This window comes from Kitasatospora sp. NPDC005856, from assembly GCF_040629945.1.
Taxonomy (GTDB): domain Bacteria; phylum Actinomycetota; class Actinomycetes; order Streptomycetales; family Streptomycetaceae; genus Kitasatospora.
Genome location: NZ_JBEXWT010000071.1, coordinates 23740 through 46930, shown reverse-complemented (window position 1 = coordinate 46930; position 23191 = coordinate 23740). Strand labels below are relative to the sequence as shown.

The 23191-nt window shown below is 73.4% G+C and carries 12 protein-coding genes, 1 rRNA gene and 1 pseudogene; 11 read left to right on the top strand and 3 right to left on the bottom strand.

What is annotated here, in order from left to right:
- Window positions 1–87: ribosomal RNA gene (gene rrf, locus ABZ449_RS31540) — 5S ribosomal RNA — on the top strand; the annotation flags it as partial.
- A gap of 59 nt (window positions 88–146) precedes the next feature.
- Window positions 147–992, top strand: coding sequence for a phosphatase PAP2 family protein (locus tag ABZ449_RS31535; RefSeq protein ID WP_360352974.1), 846 nt, complete (start codon window positions 147–149; stop codon window positions 990–992).
- Between the two features lie 23 nt (window positions 993–1015).
- On the opposite strand, the gene ABZ449_RS31530 is transcribed toward ABZ449_RS31535, so the two are convergent.
- Window positions 1016–1579: a GPR1/FUN34/YaaH family transporter gene (locus tag ABZ449_RS31530; protein ID WP_360352972.1), complete on the bottom strand. Its 564-nt coding sequence runs from the start codon at window positions 1577–1579 to the stop codon at window positions 1016–1018.
- A gap of 347 nt (window positions 1580–1926) precedes the next feature.
- On the bottom strand, window positions 1927–4491 hold the full coding sequence (locus ABZ449_RS31525) for a SpoIIE family protein phosphatase (protein WP_360352970.1): 2565 nt from the start codon (window positions 4489–4491) through the stop codon (window positions 1927–1929).
- 544 nt (window positions 4492–5035) lie between these two features.
- Here ABZ449_RS31525 and ABZ449_RS31520 point away from each other — a divergent pair.
- The 9 genes and pseudogenes from ABZ449_RS31520 (at window position 5036) to ABZ449_RS31480 (ending at window position 18322) form a co-directional block, all read left to right on the top strand.
- On the top strand, window positions 5036–9574 hold the full coding sequence (locus ABZ449_RS31520; RefSeq protein ID WP_360352986.1) for a HAMP domain-containing protein: 4539 nt from the start codon (window positions 5036–5038) through the stop codon (window positions 9572–9574).
- A 292-nt stretch (window positions 9575–9866) separates the two neighbouring features.
- Window positions 9867–10505 carry a response regulator gene (locus ABZ449_RS31515; protein WP_360352984.1) on the top strand — a complete coding sequence of 213 codons (639 nt, stop codon included), beginning with the start codon at window positions 9867–9869 and terminating at the stop codon, window positions 10503–10505.
- A gap of 116 nt (window positions 10506–10621) precedes the next feature.
- Window positions 10622–13325 (top strand): annotated as a pseudogene (locus ABZ449_RS31510) (DNA translocase FtsK).
- Window positions 13326–13669: 344 nt separating this feature from the next.
- Window positions 13670–14470, top strand: coding sequence for a helix-turn-helix domain-containing protein (locus ABZ449_RS31505; protein WP_360352982.1), 801 nt, complete (start codon window positions 13670–13672; stop codon window positions 14468–14470).
- A 96-nt stretch (window positions 14471–14566) separates the two neighbouring features.
- A complete protein-coding gene (gene rimO / locus ABZ449_RS31500) occupies window positions 14567–16072 on the top strand; it encodes a 30S ribosomal protein S12 methylthiotransferase RimO (RefSeq protein WP_360352968.1) in 1506 nt (501 codons plus the stop codon).
- On the top strand, window positions 16069–16707 hold the full coding sequence (pgsA, locus tag ABZ449_RS31495; RefSeq protein WP_360352966.1) for a CDP-diacylglycerol--glycerol-3-phosphate 3-phosphatidyltransferase: 639 nt from the start codon (window positions 16069–16071) through the stop codon (window positions 16705–16707). Before rimO ends, pgsA begins: the two co-directional genes overlap by 4 nt.
- A 98-nt stretch (window positions 16708–16805) precedes the next feature.
- On the top strand, window positions 16806–17267 hold the full coding sequence (locus ABZ449_RS31490) for a CinA family protein (protein WP_360352980.1): 462 nt from the start codon (window positions 16806–16808) through the stop codon (window positions 17265–17267).
- Window positions 17268–17589: 322 nt separating this feature from the next.
- On the top strand, window positions 17590–17958 hold the full coding sequence (locus tag ABZ449_RS31485; RefSeq protein ID WP_049660741.1) for a helix-turn-helix transcriptional regulator: 369 nt from the start codon (window positions 17590–17592) through the stop codon (window positions 17956–17958).
- A gap of 55 nt (window positions 17959–18013) precedes the next feature.
- The gene (locus ABZ449_RS31480) at window positions 18014–18322 is read left to right on the top strand and encodes a hypothetical protein (protein WP_360352964.1); all 309 of its coding nucleotides are present in this window, start codon (window positions 18014–18016) and stop codon (window positions 18320–18322) included.
- Between the two features lie 97 nt (window positions 18323–18419).
- Here ABZ449_RS31480 and ABZ449_RS31475 read toward each other — a convergent pair whose 3' ends face one another.
- Window positions 18420–23168, bottom strand: coding sequence for an ATP-dependent helicase (locus ABZ449_RS31475; protein WP_360352962.1), 4749 nt, complete (start codon window positions 23166–23168; stop codon window positions 18420–18422).
- Between the last annotated feature and the right edge of the window lie 23 nt (window positions 23169–23191).

The following is a 23191-nucleotide window of genomic DNA, read 5'->3' as shown; positions in this document are numbered from 1 at the left end:
GGTTACATTCCGAACCCGGAAGCTAAGCCTCACAGCGCCGATGGTACTGCAGGGGGGACCCTGTGGGAGAGTAGGACGCCGCCGAACAATTCTTCCAAAAAGCCCCTTCCCATCCGGGAAGGGGCTTTTTGCGTTACCCTCTGCCAATGCAGAACCTGACCCTTACCTGGCAGTCCGCCGGGGCCGCCGCCGTCGGTCTCCATGCGGGCGCGTACGCCGCGGTGAAGGGCCGGAAGCCGGCGCTGTCCGCTCTGCTGCGGGAGGCCGGCACGCTGCTGGCGCTGTTCGCGCTCTGGCAGCTGGTCGGGCACCTCTCGGTGATGAGCACGGACCACGCGTTGGACCGTGCGAGCTGGATCCACCACACCGAGCAGGTGGTCGGGCTGCCGGACGAGGCCTCCTGGCAGAAGGCGGTCACGCCGTACCCGGTGCTGGTGAGGCTGGCGAACTACTACTACGCGGTCATGCACTTCGCCGTGATGCTGGGCGTCCTGCTCTGGGTGTTCGTGCGGCACCGCGAGCGCTACGCGTGGGTGCGCAACACGGTGGTGATCACGACCGCGGTCTGCCTGCTGGTGCAGTTCATCCCGGTGGCGCCGCCGCGGATGTTGCCGGAGAGCGGCTTCGTCGACGTGGCCGCCCAGTACGGGCAGTCGGTCTACGGCGGCGCGGTCGGCGGTGTGGTGGTGGCCGATCAGTTGTCGGCGATGCCCTCGGTGCACGTCGCCTGGTGCGTGCTGGCAGCGGTCGCGGTGATCCGGGTGTCGCGCAGTTCGCTGCGTTGGGTGATGGTGCTGCATCCGTTGTTGACGGTGGCCGTGGTGGTGGTGACGGCCAACCACTTCTGGTCGGACGGCATCGTGGCCGTGGCGATCCTGCTCCTCGCCTACGCCGTGCTGGCGCTGGCGGCACGCCGACGGGGCCGGGCCTCCGCCAGGACGGAGGTCGGGCCCCGCGGCACCGCGGAGGAGCGGTTGGAGCAGGTCGGTTGACCGGGGCCGGTCCCGGCCGTCGGCTACTTGACCGGCAGGGAGAGCTTCCCCCAGGAGCCGTTGCTCAGCGCGGAGGTGGCCCCGTACCAGGCGGCGAGCCCGGAGACGGCCGCGATCCAGCCGGCGGTCTTGGCCAGGCCGCCGTAGCCGCCGAAGCTGGCGATGGCGGAGAGCAGCAGGGAGACCGTCAGCAGGCCGTAGACGGCGCGGCCGAGCAGGCCGGTGCCCCAGCTCGCGGCGGTGAGGGTGAGGGCGAGCAGGGCCCACAGCAGCAGGAAGAGTCCGGCGGCGTTCTTGCCCGCCCCGCCGGCCGCCGACCAGGTCGCCCAGAAGGCGCCGAGGGTGGTGAAGGCGGTTCCGGTGAAGCCCTCGCCGCCGCGGAGCTGCCAGAGGCCCGCGATGAAGAGGGTGACGCCGCCGAGGAGATGGGCGAGGTGGGCCGCGTTCCCGACTCCGGCTCCGTGCAGGATGCCGGTGGAGAGCAGGCCGTAGGCGAGCAGTGTGAGACCGAGTGCGAGGTAGCCGAGGTTACCCGCGTCGGCTCCGGTGGAGCGGGCGTTCGTTGCCCCGGTAGCGTCGTTGCTCACCGGAGGCTCCTTTCACTCTGGGCGCGCGCAGGGCGCAGTGACGCTGTGGTGTCGTCTCGATGAGTGGATGCGCGCGACCGCGCCGAGGGCGCACCGCTGTGAGCGTGCGCGGGCTGCGGTCGAAAGTGGTGGGCCATCGGAAGTGATGGGCCAGCGGAGAGCCCGCTGGTCGCGTCCCCGCCGGAGGGAATCTCCGGTGAGATCGGTCTACCCGACCCCTCCCCGCTTGCACCATTGTGAATATAACAATTTGTGACTACGTCAGCACACGGGCGGAGTCACCACACGGTCGGTGCCGCACACGGTAGGCGCCGCACCGAGCCGACGCCGCGCCGGCCGCGGAGCGCTCAGGCCTTGCGCTGGGTGGGCACCCGCAGGGTCAGGATCGCCATGTCGTCGGACGGCGGCTCCGGGGCGAAGCGCTCGACCGCGCGCTGCACCCTCGCCGCGACCGCGCCGGCGGTCAGGCCGGTGCAGCCGGTGAGCACCTCGGCGAGGCCGTCGTCGCCCAGCATCCGCCGGCCCTCGCGGCGCTCGGTGACCCCGTCGGTGACGCAGAGCAGGACCTCGCCGGGGGCGAGCACCAGGTGCTCGGCGGTGAGGTCGAGGTCGTCCATGACGCCGAGCAGCGGCTGCGGGGTGGCGGCCCGGTCGACCTGGCCGTCGGTGCGCAGCCGCAGCGGCAGGGGGTGGCCGGCGCAGACCAGGGAGAGCTCGGTGCTGCCGTCCGGGCGGGGCGTCAGCTCGCCGTAGAGCAGGGTGAGGAAGCGGCTGCGTGAACCCTCGTCCAGGATGGCCGCGTTGAGCCGGCGCAGCACCTGCGGCGCGTCCAGGCCCTCGCGGGCGAGGAGCCGCAGCGAGTGCCGCGCCAGGCCGGTGACCGAGGCGGCCTCGGGTCCGGTGCCGCAGACGTCGCCGATGGCGAATCCGTAGGTGCCCTCGCGGATGGTGAACAGGTCGTAGAAGTCGCCGCCGACCTCGTTGCCCTCGCCGGCCGCCTGGTAGTACACGTCCACCTCGACGCCGGGGATCTCCGGCAGGTCCGGCGGGAGCAGGCTGCGCTGGAGGGCCTGGCTGGTGGCGGTGCGCTCGGAGTAGAGGCGGGAGTTGTCCAGGGCGAGGGCGGCCCGGCGGGAGAGGTCCTCGGCGAGTTCGAGGATCTCCTGGCGGAACCGGACGCCGGCCGGGACGCCGAGCACCAGCAGGCCGATGACGCGGTTGCGGGCGGTCAGCGCGAGGACGACGGTCTCGCCGAGCAGGCCCGCGAGTTCCGGGCCGTCGGCGAGCCCGCTCGCCCCGGCGGATTCGGCGGGGGCCGTCCAGAACCGGACGCCGTGGGTGGGGCCGGCCTCCGGCACGGGGGTCTTGTCGAGCAGGTCGCGCAGCGGGTCGATGCGGTCCTCGTCCTCGTGCAGGACGAAGGCCAGCCTGGCCGGGGAGGAGTGGTCGGCGGTCGTGTAGACGGCGCACCAGGAGGCGAGGGTGGGGACGGCCATCTGGGCCATCAGTGCGAGCGTCTGTTCGTGTTCGAGGGTGCCGGCCAGCAGGTCGGAGGCCTCGACGAGGAAGGAGAGCGAGCCGCGGCGCAGCTGTTCGAGCTCGGTCAGCCGGGTGCTCTCGACGGCGAGGGCGACCCGGTCGGCGGCGAACTGCAGGCGCAGCGCGTCCTCGTTGTCGTAGCGGCCGGGCGCGGCGGCGGCGATGCCGAGCGAACCGATGAGGCGGCCCTCGACCTTGAGCGGGACGGTGATCAGGGAGCGCATGCCGCTGTCGGAGAGCAGCGGCAGTCCGGTGGGCCGGGCGGCGAGGTCCTCGTGGACGGAGGGCAGCCGGGCGGAGTCGTAGCGGTTGCCGGTGCCGACCGGGAAGCGGGTGTGTCTGCGGTGTCCGGCGGTGAGGCCGGTGGCGGCGCGGACCTCGAACTCGGCCTCGTCGTCGGTGGTGAGCAGCAGGTAGGCGGCGTCGCCGTCGAGCAGGTCGCGGGCGCGTTCGACGGTGCGCTGGAGCAGGGTGTCGAGGTCGTCTGCGGCGACCGGGCCGGCCAGCAGGTCGAGCCGGGGCCCGGCCTGGTCGGGGCGCTCGCCGGGCAGGGCCCGGGCGGGGGAGCGCAGCACCGCGCGGTCGGGTTCGAGGACGAGCAGGCAGAGGGTGGAGGGGACGCCCTCGGTGTCGCGGAGCCGGACCTGGGCGCCGTACACCTCGACCTCGTGGCCGTCCTGGCGGCGGATGCCGTAGCCGCCCTCCCAGCGGGCCATCCGCAGGGTGTCGGTCAGGCCGAGGCCGCGGGCGCCGGGGGACTTGGGCCAGACCGCGAGGTCGGCCCAGGGGCGGCCGAGGACGGCCGCGGCGGGGTACTGGAAGAGCGCCTCGGCATCCGGGTTCCAGGCCAGCACCCGGCCGTCCTCGTCGAGTTGGACGACGGCGACGTGCACCGGGCCGGGGCCGCTGGGCAGATCGCTGCCGGGGGTCGCGGGAACGGCGTAGCGGGTGCCGAGCACCTGTGCGGGCAGTGCGAGGCGGAACCAGACGGTCTTGCGGCCGGCCGCGTACTCGACGCCCCACCGCTCCGCGAGGGCGGAGCACATCAGCAGGCCGCGACCGCCCTCGCCGTCCGGGTCGGCGTACCGGTCGGAGCCGGTGACCGGACCGCCGCCGAGCGAGGGCAGGCCGCGCTCGGGGTGGTGGTCGGTGACCTCGATCCGGACGCTCTCCTCCTCGCGCAGGCAGCAGACCTCCGCGTCGGTGCCGGCGTGCACGACGGCGTTGGTGACGAGCTCGCTGACCAGCACGACCGCGTCGTCGACGACCTCTGGCAGGCCCCAGCCGAGCAGCGCGTCCCGGACGAAACCCCGTGCGGCGGCCGCGGACCGGCCGTCGGGGTCGAAGGTGGCGGCTGCGCGCGCGGTGACCACGTTGCCACTTCTCCTCTGCTGCTCTTGCCCTGGCTGTCCGGGGTGCGGCGCCGACTCCCCGTGCGCGCCGTCGGGGTGAGCGGCGGCGCTGGGTCGGGTCGTGGCCCGGTGCAGCGCTCCACCCTACTTTCCGCTTGGTTCCCCGTGGGGGCGGGGAGTCGAAACAGGCACCAGAGGGTGATTCTGCCCACCTGTTTCGGACGGTGCGGTACGAACCGAGCGCAACCGGCCGTGCACCCGGTGCCTGTGCTGCCAGACTGGGGGGTCCGCGACGGCCGGTGCGAGCAGTACGGTCGTGTGGGTGCCGGCGCGTCGAGGACGGTCGGCACGCAGCCCAGCCGGGCCGGTGCCCGGGTGCGTGCCGCACCGGCACGGTCGGTCACCGGACAGTTCACGATGTGGGAGGGGCCCGTTGAGTTCGGCCACCAAGGACGCAACCGGAACGACGCCGCCCGCCGCGCGCGGTGGGCGCCCCGGGGCCGTGCCGCGGAACGCGGCCGGCCGACGGGCGCCGGGCCACGGTCGTGGCGCGGAGCCCGCCGAGCTGCGCAAGCTGCTGTCGGCGCTGACCGCGATGAGGGACGGCAACTTCCGCCGCCGGCTGACCGTCCCGGGGGACGGGCCGCTGGCCGAGATCGCCGCGGTGTTCAACGAGGTCGCCGAGCGCAACCAGCACCTGACCGGTGAACTGGCGCGGGTCCGGCGCGCGGTGGGCCGCGAGGGCCGCTTGAACGAGCGGCTGGAGACCGGTGCGGGCGAGGGCGCCTGGATGGCGGCGGTCGACAACTGCAACGCGCTGATCGACGACCTGGCCCGCCCGATGGCCGAGGTGGGCCGGGTGCTCACCTCGATCGCCGAGGGCGACCTGGACCAGAAGATGGAGCTGCGCTCGCTGCACAGCAACGGGGTGAGCCACCCGCTGCGCGGCGAGTACCTGAAGATCGGGCGGACCGTCAACGGGCTGGTGGACCAGCTCTCCGAGTTCACCGACGAGGTGACCCGGGTGGCCCGCGAGGTCGGCACCGAGGGCAAGCTCGGCGGTCAGGCCAAGGTCCGCAGCGTGTCCGGCAGTTGGAAGGACCTGGCGGACTCGGTCAACACCATGGCGGGCCGGCTGACCGCCCAGGTCCGCAACATCGCCCAGGTGACGACGGCGGTGGCCAAGGGCGACCTGTCCCGCAAGGTCACCGTCGAGGTGGCCGGCGAGATGCTGGAGCTGAAGAACACCGTCAACACGATGGTGGACCAGCTGAACGGGTTCGCCGCCCAGGTCACCACGGTGGCCCGGGACGTGGGGACGGAGGGCCGGCTCGGCGGGCAGGCCCAGGTGCCGGGCGTGGCGGGGGTCTGGCGGGACCTCACCGACTCGGTGAACTTCATGGCCGACAACCTGACCGGCCAGGTGCGCAACATCGCCCAGGTGACGACGGCGGTGGCGCGCGGGGACCTCTCGCAGAAGATCGAGGTGGACGCGCGCGGGGAGATGCTGGAGCTGAAGAACACCATCAACACGATGGTCGACCAGCTCTCCGGCTTCGCCGAGCAGGTGACCCGGGTGGCCCGCCAGGTGGGCACCGAGGGACGGCTCGGCGGCCAGGCGCAGGTGCCCTGGGCGGCCGGGGTCTGGCGGGACCTGACCGACAACGTCAACTTCATGGCGAACAACCTCACCGATCAGGTGCGCAACATCGCCCAGGTGACGACCGCGGTCGCCAAGGGCGACCTGTCGCAGAAGATCCAGGTCGACGCGCGCGGGGAGATCCTGGAGCTGAAGAACACCATCAACACGATGGTGGACCAGCTGGGCGCCTTCGCGGACGAGGTCACCCGGGTCGCCCGGGACGTCGGCACCGAGGGCATCCTGGGCGGCCAGGCCAGCGTGCCCGGCGTGGCCGGGATCTGGAAGGACCTGACCAACTCCGTCAACCTGATGGCCAACAACCTGACCAGCCAGGTCCGGAACATCGCCGAGGTGACCACGGCGGTGGCGCGCGGCGACGTCTCCAAGAAGATCACCGTCGACGCCCGGGGCGAGATCCTGGAGCTGGTGACGACCGTCAACACCATGGTCGACCAGCTGTCGGCGTTCGCCGACGAGGTGACCAGGGTGGCGCGCGAGGTGGGCACCGAGGGCATCCTGGGCGGCCAGGCCCGGGTGCGCGGGGTGTCGGGCATCTGGAAGGACCTGACCGACAACGTCAACTTCATGGCGTCGAACCTGACCGGACAGGTGCGCAACATCGCCGAGGTCGCCGGCGCGGTGGCCCGTGGCGACCTCTCCAAGAAGATCGCCATCGAGGCGCAGGGCGAGGTGGCGGCGCTCGCCGCGACCCTGAACACCATGGTCGACCAGCTGTCCTCCTTCGCGGTGGAGGTCACCCGGGTCGCCCGCGAGGTCGGCACCGACGGCACGCTGGGCGGCCAGGCGAGCGTGCCGGGTGTGGCCGGGATCTGGAAGGACCTGACCGACAACGTCAACCAGATGGCCAACAACCTCACCGGCCAGGTGCGGAACATCGCGCTGGTGATCACCGCGGTGGCGCGCGGCGACCTCTCGCAGAAGATCGACGTCGACGCGCGCGGCGAGATCCTCCAGCTCAAGACCAACATCAACACCATGGTCGACCAGCTCTCGGCGTTCGCCGACGAGGTCACCCGGGTCGCCCGCGAGGTGGGCACCGACGGGCGGCTCGGCGGCCAGGCCCGGGTGCCCGGGGTGGACGGCACCTGGCAGGACCTCACCGAGTCGGTGAACGAGCTGGCCAACAACCTGACCCGGCAGGTGCGCGCGATCGCCCAGGTCGCCACCGCGGTCACCAGGGGCGACCTGAGCCTGCGGATCGACGTGGACGCCGCGGGCGAGCTCGACGAGCTCAAGGACAACATCAACCAGATGATCGCCAACCTGCGCGAGACCACCCGCACCAACCAGGAGCAGGACTGGCTCAAGACCAATCTGGCCCGGATCTCCGGTCTGCTCCAGGGCCGCCGGGACCTGGAGGCGGTCGCCTCGCTGATCATGACCGAGCTGACCCCGGTGGTCTCCGCCCAGCACGGTGCCTTCTTCCTCGCCCAGCCGGCCGGCCGCACCGCCGAGCTGATCACCGAGGACGACGACGAGAACGACACCGTGCTGCGCCTGATCGGCAGCTACGGCTACCAGCGGCGGGCGATGCCGACCACCTTCCGCCCCGGCGAGTCGCTGATCGGCCAGGCCGCGGTGGAGAAGCGGGCGATCATCCTCAAGGAGGCGCCGCCCGGCTACCTGAAGATCGCCTCCGGGCTCGGCGAGGCCTCCCCGGCCCACATCGTGGTGCTGCCGGTGCTGTTCGAGGGCCGGCTGCTGGGCGTGATCGAGCTGGCCACCTTCAGCTCCTTCACCACCGTCGCGCTGGACTTCCTGAACCAGATCGCCGACCTGATCGGCGTCACCGTCAACACCATCAGCGTCAACACCAAGACCGAGGGCCTGCTGCTGGAGTCCCAGCGACTCACCGCCGAACTCTCCATGCGGTCCGCCGAGTTGGAGGCACGCCAGGAGGAACTGGAGCGCACCAACGAGGAGTTGCAGGAGAAGGCCGAGCAACTCGCCCAGCAGAACCGCGACATCGAGATCAAGAACGGCGAGATCGAGGAGGCCCGGCAGGTCCTGGAGGAGCGGGCCGAGCAGCTCGCCCTGGCCTCCCGCTACAAGAGCGAGTTCCTCGCCAACATGTCGCACGAGCTGCGCACCCCGCTCAACTCGCTGCTGATCCTGGCCAAGCTGCTCTCCGACAACAACGAGGGCAACCTCTCGCCGAAGCAGGTCGAGTTCGCCGACACCATCCACGGCGCGGGCTCCGACCTGCTCCAGCTGATCAACGACATCCTCGACCTGTCCAAGGTCGAGGCCGGCAAGATGGACGTCCGCCCGGCCCGGATCGCGCTGGTCCAGCTGGTCGACTACGTCGAGGCCACCTTCCAGCCGGTCGCGCTGGACAAGAACCTGGACTTCGCCGTCCGGGTCTCGCCCGCCCTGCCGGTCACCCTGCACACCGACGAGCAGCGGCTCCAGCAGGTGCTGCGCAACCTGATCTCCAACGCGGTGAAGTTCACCGACGCCGGAGCCGTCGACTTCTCGATCCGCCCGGCCGGCCGGGAGGTCCCGCAGCACGTGCGCGAGCGGCTGCTGGAGTCCGGCTCGATCCAGGGGCCGGACGACGAGCTGATCGCCTTCTCGGTCTCCGACACCGGCATCGGCATCCCCGGCAACAAGCTGCGGGAGATCTTCGAGGCGTTCAAGCAGGCCGACGGCACCACCAGCCGCAAGTACGGCGGCACCGGCCTCGGCCTGTCCATCAGCCGCGAGATCGCCCGGCTGCTCGGCGGCGAGATCCACGCCGAGAGCGAGCTGGGCAAGGGCTCCACCTTCACGCTCTACCTGCCGCTGCGCACCGAGGCCCCGGAGGCCGTCGGAGAGCCCCGCCAGGGCGTGGCGAGCGGCCTGGCGCCGCGCGCCTCGGTCGGGGTGACCCCGGTGGGCCTGCCGGTGCCGGTCGGCGAGAACCCGGCCGACCACTGGGCCCAGGAGGTCCGGGAGCTGGCCGAGGAGCGCCGCCGCGGCGCGGTGGAGCGCCGGCGCAGCGCCGCCCTGGAGAGCGCCGCCGGACCGCGGACGCTGGAGCCCGTCCAGCTCCGACCGGTCAACGGCGCCCGGCGCTTCGACGGCCAGCAGGTGCTGATCGTGGACGACGACGTCCGCAACGTGTTCGCCCTCACCAGCGTGCTGGAGCAGCACGGCCTGACCGTGCTGTACGCGGAGAACGGCCGCGAGGGCATCGAGATGCTGGAGCAGCACGAGAACGTGGCGCTGGTCCTGATGGACATCATGATGCCGGAGATGGACGGCTACGCGACCACCGAGGCGATCCGCCGGATGCCCCAGTTCGCCGGCCTGCCGATCATCGCGCTGACCGCCAAGGCGATGAAGGGCGACAAGGAGAAGTCGCTGCAGGCGGGTGCCACCGACCACATCACCAAGCCGGTGGAGACCGACCACCTGCTGACGGTGATGCGCGAGTGGTTGAACGGCGACCGCGCGTGACCGTGCGGGAGGCGTGAACCCGGGACCGGGCCCCGGGTTCACGCCGGCCGCGCGGTCGGCTTGCTGGCGGTCGGGCCCGGGAACCCGGTAGGGTCACCGATCGTTGCGAACAGTGACCGGACGGCAACACGCTGGTGAGCGTGCGCCGGAGCACTGACTGCGCGCCGCCCCGGATCGGGTCACGACGGGGCGATGTGCCGGGCGAGGGGGTGCGGCTAGCATGACCGGGGTAGCGGTGGGCAGTACGCGGGTGCCTGCACCGGGCGGCAGGCAGGCGACAGGAGGGCGAGCCCTGATGCAGAAGGCCAAGATCCTCCTGGTCGACGACCGACCGGAGAACCTGCTGGCGCTGGAGGCGATCCTCTCGGCCCTGGACCAGACGCTGGTCCGCGCGGCCTCCGGTGAGGAGGCGCTGAAGGCGCTGCTCACCGACGACTTCGCGGTGATCCTGCTGGACGTCCAGATGCCGGGGATGGACGGCTTCGAGACCGCCGCCCACATCAAGCGCCGCGAGCGCACCCGGGACATCCCGATCATCTTCCTGACCGCGATCAACCACGGCCCGCACCACACCTTCCGCGGCTACGCGGCCGGTGCGGTGGACTACATCTCCAAGCCCTTCGACCCGTGGGTGCTGCGCGCCAAGGTCTCCGTCTTCGTCGACCTGTACGCGAAGAACTGCCAGCTGAAGGAGCAGGCCGCGCTGCTGCGCCTGCAACTGGAGGAGGGCGGCGACGACCGGGCGCTCGGCGGGGCGCTGCTGGGCGAGCTGTCCGCGCGGCTGGCGGCGGTCGAGGAGCAGGCCGAGGCGCTCGGCAAGCAGCTGGACGGGGGCGAGGACGCCGGGGCGGCCGCCACCGCCGCGCACCTGGAGCGCAAGCTCGCCGGGCTGCGCCGGGCCCTGGACGCGATGCGCCCGGGCAGTTCCTGATCCCCGGTCGGCGGTTCACCCGTCCGGGTGGTCCGGTGTGGCGACCGGGTGAATCCCGGTCAGGGTGACGGTGTGTCTGCGACACGTCCGGGCGCCCGGGCTCGGGCGCATGTGCACTGGTCGTCCGCCCCGGTAGGCTGCTGACCCATGGCCACTCGCACGCCCGGGAACGCAGCACGTAAGACGAGTCCGGGACCGTCCAAGAAGGCCGCGGCGAAGGCCCCCGGCAAGCCGCCCGCGAAGAAGGCGGCGGCGAAGAAGGCGGCCCCCGCGAAGAAGACGGCGGCCAAGGCGGCCGCGCCCGCGCCCAAGCCGTCCAGGTCGGTGCTGATGGGCGCGCTCAACGCCCTGGCGAGCCCGATCGCCGCGATCTTCCGGGGCTTCGGCGACGGTGCCAAGAACCTGCATCCGGACCACCGCAAGGACGGCGTGGGCCTGTTGCTGTTCGCGCTCGCGCTGGTGACCGCGGCCGGCACCTGGTTCAGCCCCCAGGGCTGGCTGGGCGAGGGAGCCACCGCCGTGGTGTCCGGGCTGTTCGGCCGGCTCGACGTGCTGGTGCCGTTCCTGCTGGCCGCGATGGCGATCCGGCTCTGGCGCCACCCGGAGCTGCCGGAGGCCAACGGGCGGATCATGATCGGGCTGAGCGCGCTGCTGGTCGGCGTCCTGGGCCTGGTCCACATCGGCTGCGGCGCGCCCATGATGGGCAGCGGCGCCTCCCGGATAAGGGCGGCCGGCGGAATCATCGGCTGGGCCGCGTCCACCCCGATGATGGCCGCCGCCGGGCCGGCGCTCGCCGTGCCGCTGCTCCTGCTGCTGGCCTTCTTCGGCCTGCTGGTGGTCACCGCCACTCCGATCAACCGGATCGGCGAGCGGGTGCGGGGGATCGGCATACGGCTGGGCGTGGTCGAGCCCAGGCCCGAGGACGAGCTGCACTGGGGGCGCACGCCGGAGCGCGAGCTGTCCACCGACCCGCCGGAGGACGCCGACCCCGACGCGCTGCCCTTCACCGTGGACACCGACGGTGACGACCCCTCGGACGAGGTGGCCGCCCGGCGCCGCCGCCGGCGCAAGCGGACCGACGAGCCGGAGGACGCCGAGCGGATCTCGCTGGACAAGGAGCCGCTGGACCCCTACGCCACCCGCGACCTCGCCGCCGGCGCGGCCGCGGACCTGGACGGCGCCCTGGTCTACGGCGTGCCCGCCTCCTCCGCGGTGGCGGACATGATGCACCAGGTGCAGGACCGCACCGCCCCGCCGGAGGAGCCCGCCGTCCCGGCCGCCCGCAGTGGCGGCCCCGGCGCACCCGAGGAGCACGGCCCGGCGCCCGTGCGCATGGAGCAGCTCCAGCTCTCCGAGGGCATCACCTACGCCCTGCCCTCCCTCGACCTGCTGGAGCGCGGCGGCCCGGCCAAGGCCCGCAGCGCCCTCAACGACGAGGTGGTGGCCCAGCTCACGAGCACCTTCGCCGAGTTCAAGGTGGACGCCAAGGTCACCGGTTTCACCCGGGGCCCGACGGTCACCCGCTACGAGGTCGAGCTCGGCCCGGCCGTCAAGGTGGAGCGGATCACCGCGCTCGCCAAGAACATCGCGTACGCGGTGGCCAGCCCGGACGTGCGGATCATCAGCCCCATCCCGGGCAAGTCCGCCGTCGGCATCGAGATCCCCAACCGGGACCGCGAGATGGTCAGCCTCGGCGACATCCTGCGCTCGCGCACGGCCGCCGAGGACACCCACCCGATGGTCGTCGGCATGGGCAAGGACGTCGAGGGCCACACCGTGATGGCCAACCTCGCCAAGATGCCGCACATCCTGGTCGCCGGTGCGACCGGCGCGGGCAAGTCCTCCTGCATCAACTGCCTGATCACCTCGATCCTCGCCCGGGCCACCCCGGACGAGGTGCGGATGGTGCTCGTCGACCCCAAGCGCGTCGAGCTCACCGCGTACGAGGGCATCCCGCACCTGATCACCCCGATCATCACCAACCCCAAGAAGGCCGCCGAGGCCCTCCAGTGGGTGGTGCGCGAGATGGACCTGCGCTACGACGACCTCGCGGCGTACGGGTTCCGGCACGTGGACGACTTCAACGCCGCCGTGAAGGCCGGCACCGTCACCCCGCCGCCGGGCAGCGAGCGCGAGCTGCGCCCGTACCCGTACCTGCTGGTGATCGTCGACGAGCTGGCCGACCTGATGATGGTCGCCCCGCGCGACGTCGAGGACTCGGTGGTGCGCATCACCCAGCTGGCCCGCGCGGCCGGCATCCACCTGGTGCTCGCCACCCAGCGGCCCTCGGTGGACGTCGTCACCGGCCTGATCAAGGCCAACGTGCCGTCCCGGCTGGCCTTCGCGACCTCCGCGATGGCCGACTCCCGGGTCATCCTCGACCAGCCCGGCGCGGAGAAGCTGATCGGCAAGGGCGACGCGCTCTTCCTGCCGATGGGCGCGAGCAAGCCGATCCGCATGCAGGGCGCCTTCGTCACCGAGGCCGAGATCGCCAAGGTGGTGCAGCACTGCAAGGACCAGCTGAGCGCCGTCTACCGGGACGACGTGACGGTGGGCGGCGGGCCGAAGAAGGAGATCGACGAGGAGATCGGCGACGACCTCGACCTGCTGATCCAGGCGGCCGAGCTGGTGGTCTCCACCCAGTTCGGCTCGACCTCGATGCTCCAGCGCAAGCTCCGGGTCGGCTTCGCCAAGGCGGGCCGGCTGATGGACCTGATGGAGTCGCGCGGGATCGTCGGCCCGAGCGAGGGCTCCAAGGCCCGTGACGTGCTGGTGAAGCCGGACGAGCTGGACGGGGTGCTGATCACCCTTCGGGGCTGACGGACGGCCCTGTCGGGGGCAGGGCCGTGTCCTGACCCGGGTGTCACTCGTTCGGAGGAGGGTAGGCGCCGTGTGGGGAACCGAACGTACGTACACCGCGTCACACGGCGGAAAGCGAACCCCGGGCTCCCCGCGCGGCCGCGCCGACGACCCGTCAACGCGGTGCCGGACCCCGGTCGGATCGGGCGCGCGCATTCGGGCCCGTTCCGCTTGAGAAACGATCCGCCCACGCCCCTAGACTGTTCCCCAGCAGGTGGCCATCCGCTCGAAAGGCGTGCCCCGTGACCATCGGCAAGTCCTCCGACCGCGAGAACGCCACGTCGTCCGTCGAGCCGACCGACGACCTGACGCAGGCGGCCGATGCCCCGAGCATCGGCCGGGTGCTGTCCACCGCCCGGATCGACGCGGGGCTCACGGTGGACCAGGTGAGCACCGCCACCCGGGTGCGGGTGCCGATCGTCCATGCCATCGAGGACGACGACTTCGCCCGCTGCGGCGGCGACTTCTACGCCCGCGGGCACATCCGCCTGATCGCCCGCGCGATCGGCCTGGACGGCGAGGCCCTCGTCGCCCGGTACGACGCCGCGCACGGCGGCTCGCCCGCCGCCAGGCGCCCGGCGACCCAGCTGATCGACAGCGGCCCGATCAAGGTGCCCCGCCGCGGCCGGCCGAACTGGGCGGCCGCCATGGTCGCCGCGATCGTCGCCGTGGTCGCGCTGATCGGCTTCAACCTGGTCAGCGGCAACGGCGGGCGCGGCACCGCGGGCTCGGCCAGCGCGCCGCTGCCCAGCGGCTCCGGCACCGGCTCGGTGGCCCCCGCCGCCACGCCGGCCGTCCAGCCGCCGGCGCCCGCGCCGAGCGCCGCCGCGATCGCCGCCGTCCCGGCCGACAAGGTCACCGTGAAACTGGTCGCCGAGGGCACCAGCTGGGTCTCGGCGATGGACGGCAACGGCAAGTCGCTGTTCCAGAACAACATCGCCAACGGCCAGGACCAGACCTTCACCGACCCCAAGCAGATCAAGCTGGTGCTCGGCAACGGCGGGGCCGTGCACGCGTACGTCAACGGGAAGGACCTCGGCCTCCTCGGCAAGGACGGCCAGGTGGTGCACGTCACGTACACCCCCGGAGACCCGCAGGCGGGCTGACCACAGGGGTCGCGCGGCCCACTGATGATCAGCTGATCCGAGGCGCGCGGCCTCCGGGGCGAACGGCACCGGAGCCCGCGCGTTAATCTTGGGCCTATGCCTGAACGCCGTACTGTCGCCCTTGTCACGCTCGGATGCGCCCGCAACGAGGTGGACTCCGAGGAACTCGCCGGGCGACTGGAAGCCGACGGCTGGTTGCTCGTCGACGACGCCGCCGACGCGGACGTCGCCGTGGTCAACACCTGCGGCTTCGTCGAAGCCGCCAAGAAGGACTCCGTGGACGCCCTGCTGGAGGCCAACGACCTCAAGGGGCACGGCCGCACCCAGGCCGTCGTCGCGGTCGGCTGCATGGCCGAGCGGTACGGCAAGGAGCTCGCCGACGCGCTGCCCGAGGCGGACGGCGTGCTCGGCTTCGACGACTACACCAACATCTCCGACCGCCTGCAGACCATCCTCTCCGGCGGCCACCACGCCCCGCACCTGCCGCGCGACCGCCGCAAGCTGCTGCCGATCAGCCCGGCCGAGCGGCAGTCCGCCGCCGAGTCCGTCGCGCTGCCCGGCCACGGCGCCGAGGCCCCCGCCGAGCCGATCGCCGACCTGCCCGACGGCCTCGCCCCCGCCTCCGGCCCGCGCACCCTGCGCAAGCGGCTGGACGACAACCCGGTGGCCTCGGTCAAGCTCGCCTCCGGCTGCGACCGCCGCTGCTCCTTCTGCGCCATCCCGGCCTTCCGCGGCTCCTTCATCTCCCGCCGCCCCTCCGACGTGCTGAACGAGGCCCAGTGGCTGGCCGGGCAGGGCGTGCGCGAGATCGTCCTGGTGAGCGAGAACAACACCTCGTACGGCAAGGACCTCGGCGACATCCGGCTGCTGGAGACGCTGCTCGGCGAGATCGCCGCGATCGAGGGCGTCGAGCGGGTCCGGGTCTCCTACCTCCAGCCGGCCGAGATGCGCCCGGGCCTGATCGACTCGATGACCGGGACCACCGACGTGGTGCCCTACTTCGACCTGTCCTTCCAGCACTCGGCACCCGCGGTGCTGCGCCGGATGCGCCGCTTCGGCTCCACCGACCAGTTCCTGGAGCTGCTGGGGACCATCCGCGACAAGGCCCCGCAGGCCGGCGCCCGGTCCAACTTCATCGTCGGCTTCCCCGGTGAGACCGAGGAGGACTTCGCCGAGCTGGAGCGCTTCGTCACGCACGCCGGCCTGGACGCGATCGGCGTCTTCGGCTACTCGGACGAGGACGGCACCGAGGCCGCGACCTACGACGGCAAGCTCGCCGAGGACGTGATCGCCGACCGCCTGGACCGGCTGAGCCGGCTGGCCGAGGAGATGACCGCCCAGCGGGCCGAGCAGCGGATCGGCACCGAGGTCGAGGTGCTGATCGAGTCGATCGAGGACGGCGTGGTCGAGGGCCGCGCCGCCCACCAGGCCCCGGAGACCGACGGCCTGACCACCCTGGAGGGCGTCGAGGCCCCCGAGGTCGGCCAGTTCTGGCGGGCCAAGGTGGTCGCCAGCGAGGGCGTGGACCTGATCGCCGAGGCGCTGGAGCAGGTGCGACTGCCCAGGACCTCGGGGGCCGAGGCCTCGGGAGCCGGGGAATGACCAAGGGGCCAGGCGCCCCGGCCGCGGCCCACCCGGGCAGACCGGTGGCCGCGGCGCCGTCCGCCCCGGGGGTCTGGAACATCGCCAACGTGCTCACGATGGTCCGGGTGCTGCTGGTACCGGTCTTCGTGGCGCTGCTGTTCGCCGACGGCGGGCACAACCCCAAGTGGCGCTCGGTCGCCTGGGCCGCGTTCGCGATCGCGATGATCACCGACCTGTTCGACGGTGAACTGGCCCGGCGCAAGGGCCTGGTCACCGACTTCGGGAAGATCGCCGACCCGATCGCCGACAAGGCGATCATGGGCTCGGCGCTGATCGGCCTCTCGCTGCTCGGCGACCTGCCCTGGTGGGTCACCGTGGTGATCCTGGCCCGCGAGCTCGGCATCACGCTGATGCGGTTCTGGGTGATCCGCTACGGGGTCATCCCGGCCAGCCGCGGCGGCAAGCTCAAGACGCTGACCCAGGGCACCGCGGTCGGCATGTACGTCCTGGACCTGACCGGCTGGCTGGCCACCGGGCGGGCCGTGCTGATGGGCCTGGCGGTGCTGCTGACCGTCGGCACCGCGCTGGACTACATCGGACAGGCGCTGCGACTGCGCCGCGAGGGACAGGCCGCGGCCCGGGCGGGCCGCTGAGCGACGGGGGAGACCTGGTGGCGGAGCGGGACGCGGTGGCGCTGGACGCGGCGGAGCGGGACGCGGCGGAGCGGGACGTGGCCGCGCGGGACTACGAGCTGGCCGCGCGGGCGCACGCCGCGCTGCGGGCCGAGGGCGGCACGCTGGCCGTCGCCGAGTCGCTGACCGGGGGTCTGCTGGCCGCCGCGCTGGTGGACGTCCCCGGGGCGTCCACGACCTTCCGGGGGTCGGTCACCGCGTACGCCACCGAACTGAAGGCCTCGGTGCTCGGGGTGGACGAGGGGCTGCTGGACGTGTACGGGCCGGTCCACCCGGTGGTGGCCCGGCAGATGGCCGAGGGCGTGCGCGGGTTGCTGGGGGCCACGTACGGGCTCGCGACCACCGGGGTGGCCGGGCCGGACCCGCAGGACGGGCAGCCGGTGGGCACCGTACACCTGGCGGTCGCCGGCCCGGGCGGAACTCTGGTCAGTTCTCCCCGGCTGTCGGGCGGTCGTGCCACAATCCGTCACGGGGCGGTGACCGCCGCGCTGGAGCTGCTGGTCGGCCGGTTCGCCCGGTAGGGGCGCTCCCGCCGCGAGGGGATCTCCACCGAACCGAGATCCGCCGGTCTGGCGCGTGGGTATGGGACAGCTGGAGGATCGTGTTACATCCAACAGCCTGGTTGGGCAGAAACCAGGTGGCGAACGAGTTGCGTGACGGTGGCCGGGTGAGCCGCTACGGGTACCACGACGGGCCCGCGAACCCGGGCAGGACACCGGAACGAGGAGGGGGACGGCCTTGCAGCCCAGAGTGAACACGACCAGGGTCCCCGCACGCGAAGCGGGCAAGGCGGTACGGTGGGGACGTGACATCTCGATCCGCAGTCCGAGGAGGGAGGCACCGATGATCCTGCTCCGTCGCCTACTGGGCGATGTACTGCGTCGGCAGCGCCAGCGCCAGGGCCGCACACTCCGCGAGGTGTCGGCGGCCGCCAGGGTTTCGCTCGGATACCTCTCCGAGGTCGAGCGGGGCCAGAAGGAGGCCTCCTCGGAGCTGCTCTCCGCCATCTGCGACGCACTCGACGTCCGGATGTCCGAAGTCATGCGCGAGGTCAGCGACGAGCTGTCGCTCGCCGAACTTGCGGCGATGGCCACCCTCTCCGAAGGTGATCTGCTGAGGCCGGTACTCGAACCGGTTCCGCTGCCCGCCCCCGGCACCGACCGGGCGAACATGTCGCCCAAGGCCGCCGCGATGGACGTGGTCGCCGCCTGATCCCGGCCTCGACTCCCGGGCGCCCCCGCCCGGGGCGAGCGAAGGGAGGGCGGTCGTGCGAACAGACGCGCGGAATCGCCCGCTGGCCCGAATACGGGCCCGGGCGCGGCTGTTCCCGCGGGTACGGCGTCCGGTGCGGTGGCTGCTGGCACTCCCGGCGGCCGGGCTCCTCTGGTGGCTCCTGGTGGTCCGGGGGCAGCTGACCGACGGTGCGGTGCTGGGGCTGCTCGCGGCTGGCGGCTGGGGACTCGGTCTCATTCCGGTCCACGCCGACCGGAACGCCACCGGCCCGGCCCGGCGCCCGCGCACGGAGCCGCTGGGCCCGGCGGAACCGGTGGACGCACCGCCGCCGCCGATCGGGTGATTCGACGTGGCCGGAGGCCGCGGGGTCGGGAACCCCGCGGCCTCCGGCTTTCCGCTGCCCGTGTTCGGTTCTCGCGCCGGGGTACGGAAGGGCGCGGTCAGGGGCGCAGCCGCAGGCCGCGCGGGGTGGCGTGGAAGCCGGCCTCCTCCAGGGCGCGGCCCAGGTCGGAACCGAGGGCGGGCACGCCGTTGGCCCGCTCGACCGTGACGCTGCCGAGCGCGCCCTCGCGGACGGCGGCCGCGAGCGCCCCGGCCGCCAGCGCCCGGGTGGCCTCGTCCTCCGGCCAGGCCAGCAGGGATTTGCCGCCGCGCTCGACGTACAGCGCCAGCTCGCCGTCCACCAGGACCACCAGCGCGCCCGCCTTGCGACCCGGGCGGTGGGCGGTGGACTCCTTGCCGCCGGGGGCGGTGGGCGGTTCGGGCCAGGGCAGGGCGGCGCCGTAGGCGTTGGCCGGATCGGCGGCCGCCAGCACCAGCGTCTGCGGCGGCTCGCCGGCCGGGGCGGCCGGCCACTCGGCGGCACGGGTCCGCTCCAGCCGGCCGTTCACCGAGCGCAGCCGGTCGGCCGCGCCCTCCATGGCGAACTGGGCGCCGCCCAGGCCCTCGACGAAGTAGCCCCGCCGGGCCCGGCCGCGCTCCTCCATCGCGGCGAGCACCCGGTAGACCCCGGCGAAGCCGCCGGGCACCCGTTCGGCCGCCACCGTGCCCCGGGTGAGCAGGCCGTGCCGGTCCAGCAGGCTCTGCGCCTGGGCGGTGGCCCGGACCGTCGGGTCGGCGGCGAAGGCGGGCAGCAGCGACCAGCGGCCGGCCACCGTCGGCGGGCCGCCGCGCAGGGCGCCGCCGACCCGGCCGAAGGCGCGGCCGGCGCCGCCGTAGCGGCCGCGCGGGGTGGACCGGGGCGCGCGGTGGGCGGTGGCGCCCGCCGTCCGGCCGGAGCCGAGCAGGGCGCGCAGCGGGGCGAGGGTGTCGTTGGTGACGTAACCGGCCCAGGCCAGGTCCCAGAGCGCCTCGACGACCTCCGGCTCGGCGGTCTCCTCCGGGAGCTGCTGGACGAGTTGGCGGAAGAACAGGCCGTAGCCGCCGGCCAGCGCGGACATCAGGGCGCTGTGCGCCGGGGTGAGCGCGGGCGGGACGGGCTCGGGGCGCAGCAGGTGGGCGTTCTCGGCGAGGTGCAGGCTGATCCAGCCGTCCTTGCCGGGCAGGGCGCCGGCCCCGCACCAGCCGACCTCGCCGGCCGCCATCAGCTCGTCCAGCAGGCCGGGGGAGTAGTCGGCGAGCCGGGCCGGGAGGATCAGCTTCTCCAGCGCGGAGGCGGGCAGGGCGGTGCCCTGGAGCTGCTCGACCACCCGCAGCAGGCCGTCGGGGCCGCGCAGCCGGTGGCCGGACAGGTGCTGCCACTGCGGCAGGAAGGCGGCCAGGGCGCGCGGCGGGACCGGCTCGATCTCCTGGCGCAGGGCGGCGAGCGAGCGGCGGCGCAGCCGGCGCAGCACCTCGGCGTCGCACCACTCCGCGGCGGTGTGCTCAAGAGGGGCGGCGCGAAGCGCTTCCGGCGATGGGCGGTGGCGGGCGGCGGGTGGGAGGTACTGGCCCTGGACCAGGCGGCCGGCGGCGGTCAGGCGGTGCAGGGTACCGGTGACCACGGCGGTGCCCAGGCCGTAGCGGGTGGCGGCCTCGGCGGCGGTGAAGGGGCCGTGGGTCCGGGCGTGGCGGGCGATCAGATCGCCCAGCGGGTCCTTGACCGGCTCGGTGAAGGCCTCCGGGACCCCGACCGGCAGCGGCGTGCCCAGTGCGTCGCGCAGCCGTCCGGCGTCCTCGATCGCGGCCCAGCGCTGCTCGCCGGCGATCCGGACCTGGATCACCCGGCGGGCCGCCTCCAGCTCCAGGGCCCAGAGCGGCTCGGCGCCGCGGAGCGTCAGCTCGGCCTCGGTGAGCGGGCCGAGCAGGCGCAGGGCGTCGGCGACACCCTCGGCGTCCCTGATCCGGCGCTCGGGGGTGAGGCGTTGGAGCTCGGCCTCCAGCTCGGTGAGCACCTGCGGGTCGAGCAGTTCGCTCAGCTCGGCCTGGCCGAGGAGTTCGGACAGCAGCCGGGAGTCGAGCGAGAGGGCGGCGGCGCGGCGCTCGGCGAGCGGGGAGTCGCCCTCGTAGAGGAACTGGGCGACGTAGCCGAACAGCAGCGAGCGGGCGAAGGGCGAGGGCTCCGGGGTGGTGACCTCGACCAGGCGGACGGCGCGGGACTCCAGATCGCCCATCAGCTCGACCAGGCCGGGGACGTCGAAGACGTCCTGCAGGCACTCCCGGACGGCTTCCAGGACGATCGGGAACGAGCCGTACTCGGAGGCGACTTCGAGGAGCTGGGCGGCGCGCTGGCGCTGCTGCCAGAGCGGGGTGCGGCGGCCGGGGTTGCGGCGGGGGAGCAGCAGGGCGCGGCCGGCGCACTCCCGGAAGCGGGAGGCGAACAGGGCGGAGCCGCCGACCTGGTCGGTGACCAGCTGCTCGATCTCGCCGGGGTCGAACAGGGCGGCGTCGGCGCCGACCGGGGCCTCGTCCGACGTGGCGTGTTCCGACGGGGTGCTGAAGTCGAAGTCGGGGGCGAGGAGATCGGCGTCGGGCAGGCGGAGCACGATGCCGTCGTCGGCGTGCATGACCTGGGGGTCCAGGCCGTGCTTCTCGCGCAGCCGGGCGCCGAGGGCGAGCGCCCAGGGGGCGTGCACCTGGGCGCCGAAGGGGGAGTGGATGACGATCCGCCAGTCGCCGAGCTCGTCCCGGAAGCGCTCGACCACGATGGTGCGGTCGTCCGGGAGGTGGCCGCAGGCGGCGCGCTGCTCCGCCAGGTAGTCCAGCAGGTTGGCGGCGGCCCAGTCGTCCAGGCCGGCCTGCTTGAGGCGCTCGGTGGCGGCCTCCGGTCGCAGGGCGCCCAGTTCGCGGGTGAAGGCGCCGAGGGCGCGGCCGAGTTCGAGCGGACGGCCGAGGGTGTCGCCCTTCCAGAACGGGAGCCGGCCGGGGATGCCGGGGGCCGGGGTGACCAGCACCTGGTCGTGGGTGATCTCCTCGATCCGCCAGGACGTGGTGCCGAGGGTGAACACGTCGCCGACGCGGGACTCGTAGACCATCTCCTCGTCGAGCTCTCCGACCCGGCCGCCGCCCTTCTTGCCCGTTCTCGCATCGGACGCAGCGGTGCCGGCGATGAAGACGCCGAACAGGCCGCGGTCCGGGATGGTGCCGCCGGAGGTGACGGCCAGCCGCTGGGCGCCGGGGCGGCCGGTCACCGTGCCGGCCACCCGGTCCCACACCAGGCGGGGGCGCAGCTCGGCGAAGGCGTCCGAGGGGTAGCGGCCGGCCAGCATGTCGAGCACGGCGTCGAACGCGGACTGCGGGAGGGTGGCGAAGGGGGCGGCGCGGCGGACCACGGCGAGCAGCTCGTCCACCGGCCAGGTGTCCAGGGCCGTCATCGCGACCAGCTGCTGGGCGAGCACGTCCAGCGGGTTGCGCGGGATGCGCAGAGCCTCGATCCGGCCGGCCCGCATCCGCTCGGTGACCACGGCGGACTGCACGAGGTCCCCCCGGTACTTGGGGAAGAAGACGCCGGTGGAGACGGCGCCGACCTGGTGGCCGGCCCGGCCGACCCGCTGGAGGCCGGAGGCGACCGAGGGCGGGGACTCGACCTGGACGACCAGCTCGACGGCGCCCATGTCGATGCCCAGCTCCAGGCTGGAGGTGGCGACCACGGCGGGCAGCCGGCCGGCCTTCAACTCCTCCTCGACGAGGGACCGCTGCTCCTTGGAGACGGAGCCGTGGTGGGCCCGGGCGATCACCGGGGGCGCGCCCTTGGCCGCGCCCGAGCCGCCCATCAGCTGGGCCGGGGCGTGCGCCTCGGGGACGGCGGTGCCGGTGGCGCGCTCGTGGGCGATCTCGTTCAGCCGGTTGCACAGCCGCTCGGCCAGCCGGCGGGAGTTGGCGAAGACGATGGTCGAGCGGTGGGCCTCGACCAGGTCGACGATCCGCTCCTCGACGTGCGGCCAGATCGACGCTTGCCGCTGCGGGTCGCTGCCGGCGGCGCCGCCGGTGGCCGGGGCGGCGGGCAGGTCGTCGAGGTCGGGGACGGGGACGACCACCGAGAGGTCGAAGTCCTTGGTGGAGGCGGGCTGCACCACGGTGGCGCCGCGCCGGGGGCTCAGGAAGCGGGCCACCTCCTCGACCGGGCGGACCGTCGCGGACAGGCCGATCCGGCGGGCCGGGCGGTCCAGCAGCTCGTCCAGCCGCTCCAGGCTGAGCGCGAGGTGGGCGCCGCGCTTGGTGCCGGCGACGGCGTGCACCTCGTCCAGGATCACCGTGTCCACGCCGCGCAGGGCGTCCCGGGAGGCGGAGGTGAGCAGCAGGAACAGCGACTCGGGGGTGGTGATCAGGATGTCCGGCGGGTGGGTCGCGAAGCGGCGGCGGTCGGCGGCCGGGGTGTCGCCGGAGCGGATGGCGACCTGGACCTCGGGCTCGGGCAGGCCGAGCCGGACGGCGGCCTGGCGCAGGCCGGCGAGCGGGGCTCGCAGGTTCCGTTCGACGTCCACCGCGAGGGCCTTGAGCGGGGAGACGTAGAGGACCCGGCAGCGGCGTCTGGGCTCGGCGGGGGCAGGGGTGCTGCTGAGGCGGTCGAGGGCGGAGAGGAAGGCGGCCAGCGTCTTGCCGGAGCCGGTGGGGGCGACCACCAGGACGTCCGTGTCCCGCCGGATGGCCTGCCAGGCCTCGGACTGGGCGGCGGTGGGGGCGGAGAAGGCACCGGTGAACCAGGCCCGGGTGGCGGGGGCGAAGCCGGCCAGGGGGTCGTGGGCGGGCGGGGGCGGGGTCTGGGGCGCCATGCCCCCATGGTGCCGGGTGGGAC

What these genes read in the sequence shown, in the direction of transcription:
- ABZ449_RS31535 (WP_360352974.1), top strand. Translation starts at nt 147, where the DNA reads ATGCAGAACCTGACCCTTACCTGGCAGTCCGCCGGGGCCGCCGCCGTC.
- rimO (WP_360352968.1), top strand. Translation starts at nt 14,567, where the DNA reads ATGCCTGAACGCCGTACTGTCGCCCTTGTCACGCTCGGATGCGCCCGC.
- pgsA (WP_360352966.1), top strand. Translation starts at nt 16,069, where the DNA reads ATGACCAAGGGGCCAGGCGCCCCGGCCGCGGCCCACCCGGGCAGACCG.
- ABZ449_RS31485 (WP_049660741.1), top strand. Translation starts at nt 17,590, where the DNA reads ATGATCCTGCTCCGTCGCCTACTGGGCGATGTACTGCGTCGGCAGCGC.
- ABZ449_RS31475 (WP_360352962.1), bottom strand. Translation starts at nt 23,168, where the DNA reads ATGGCGCCCCAGACCCCGCCCCCGCCCGCCCACGACCCCCTGGCCGGC.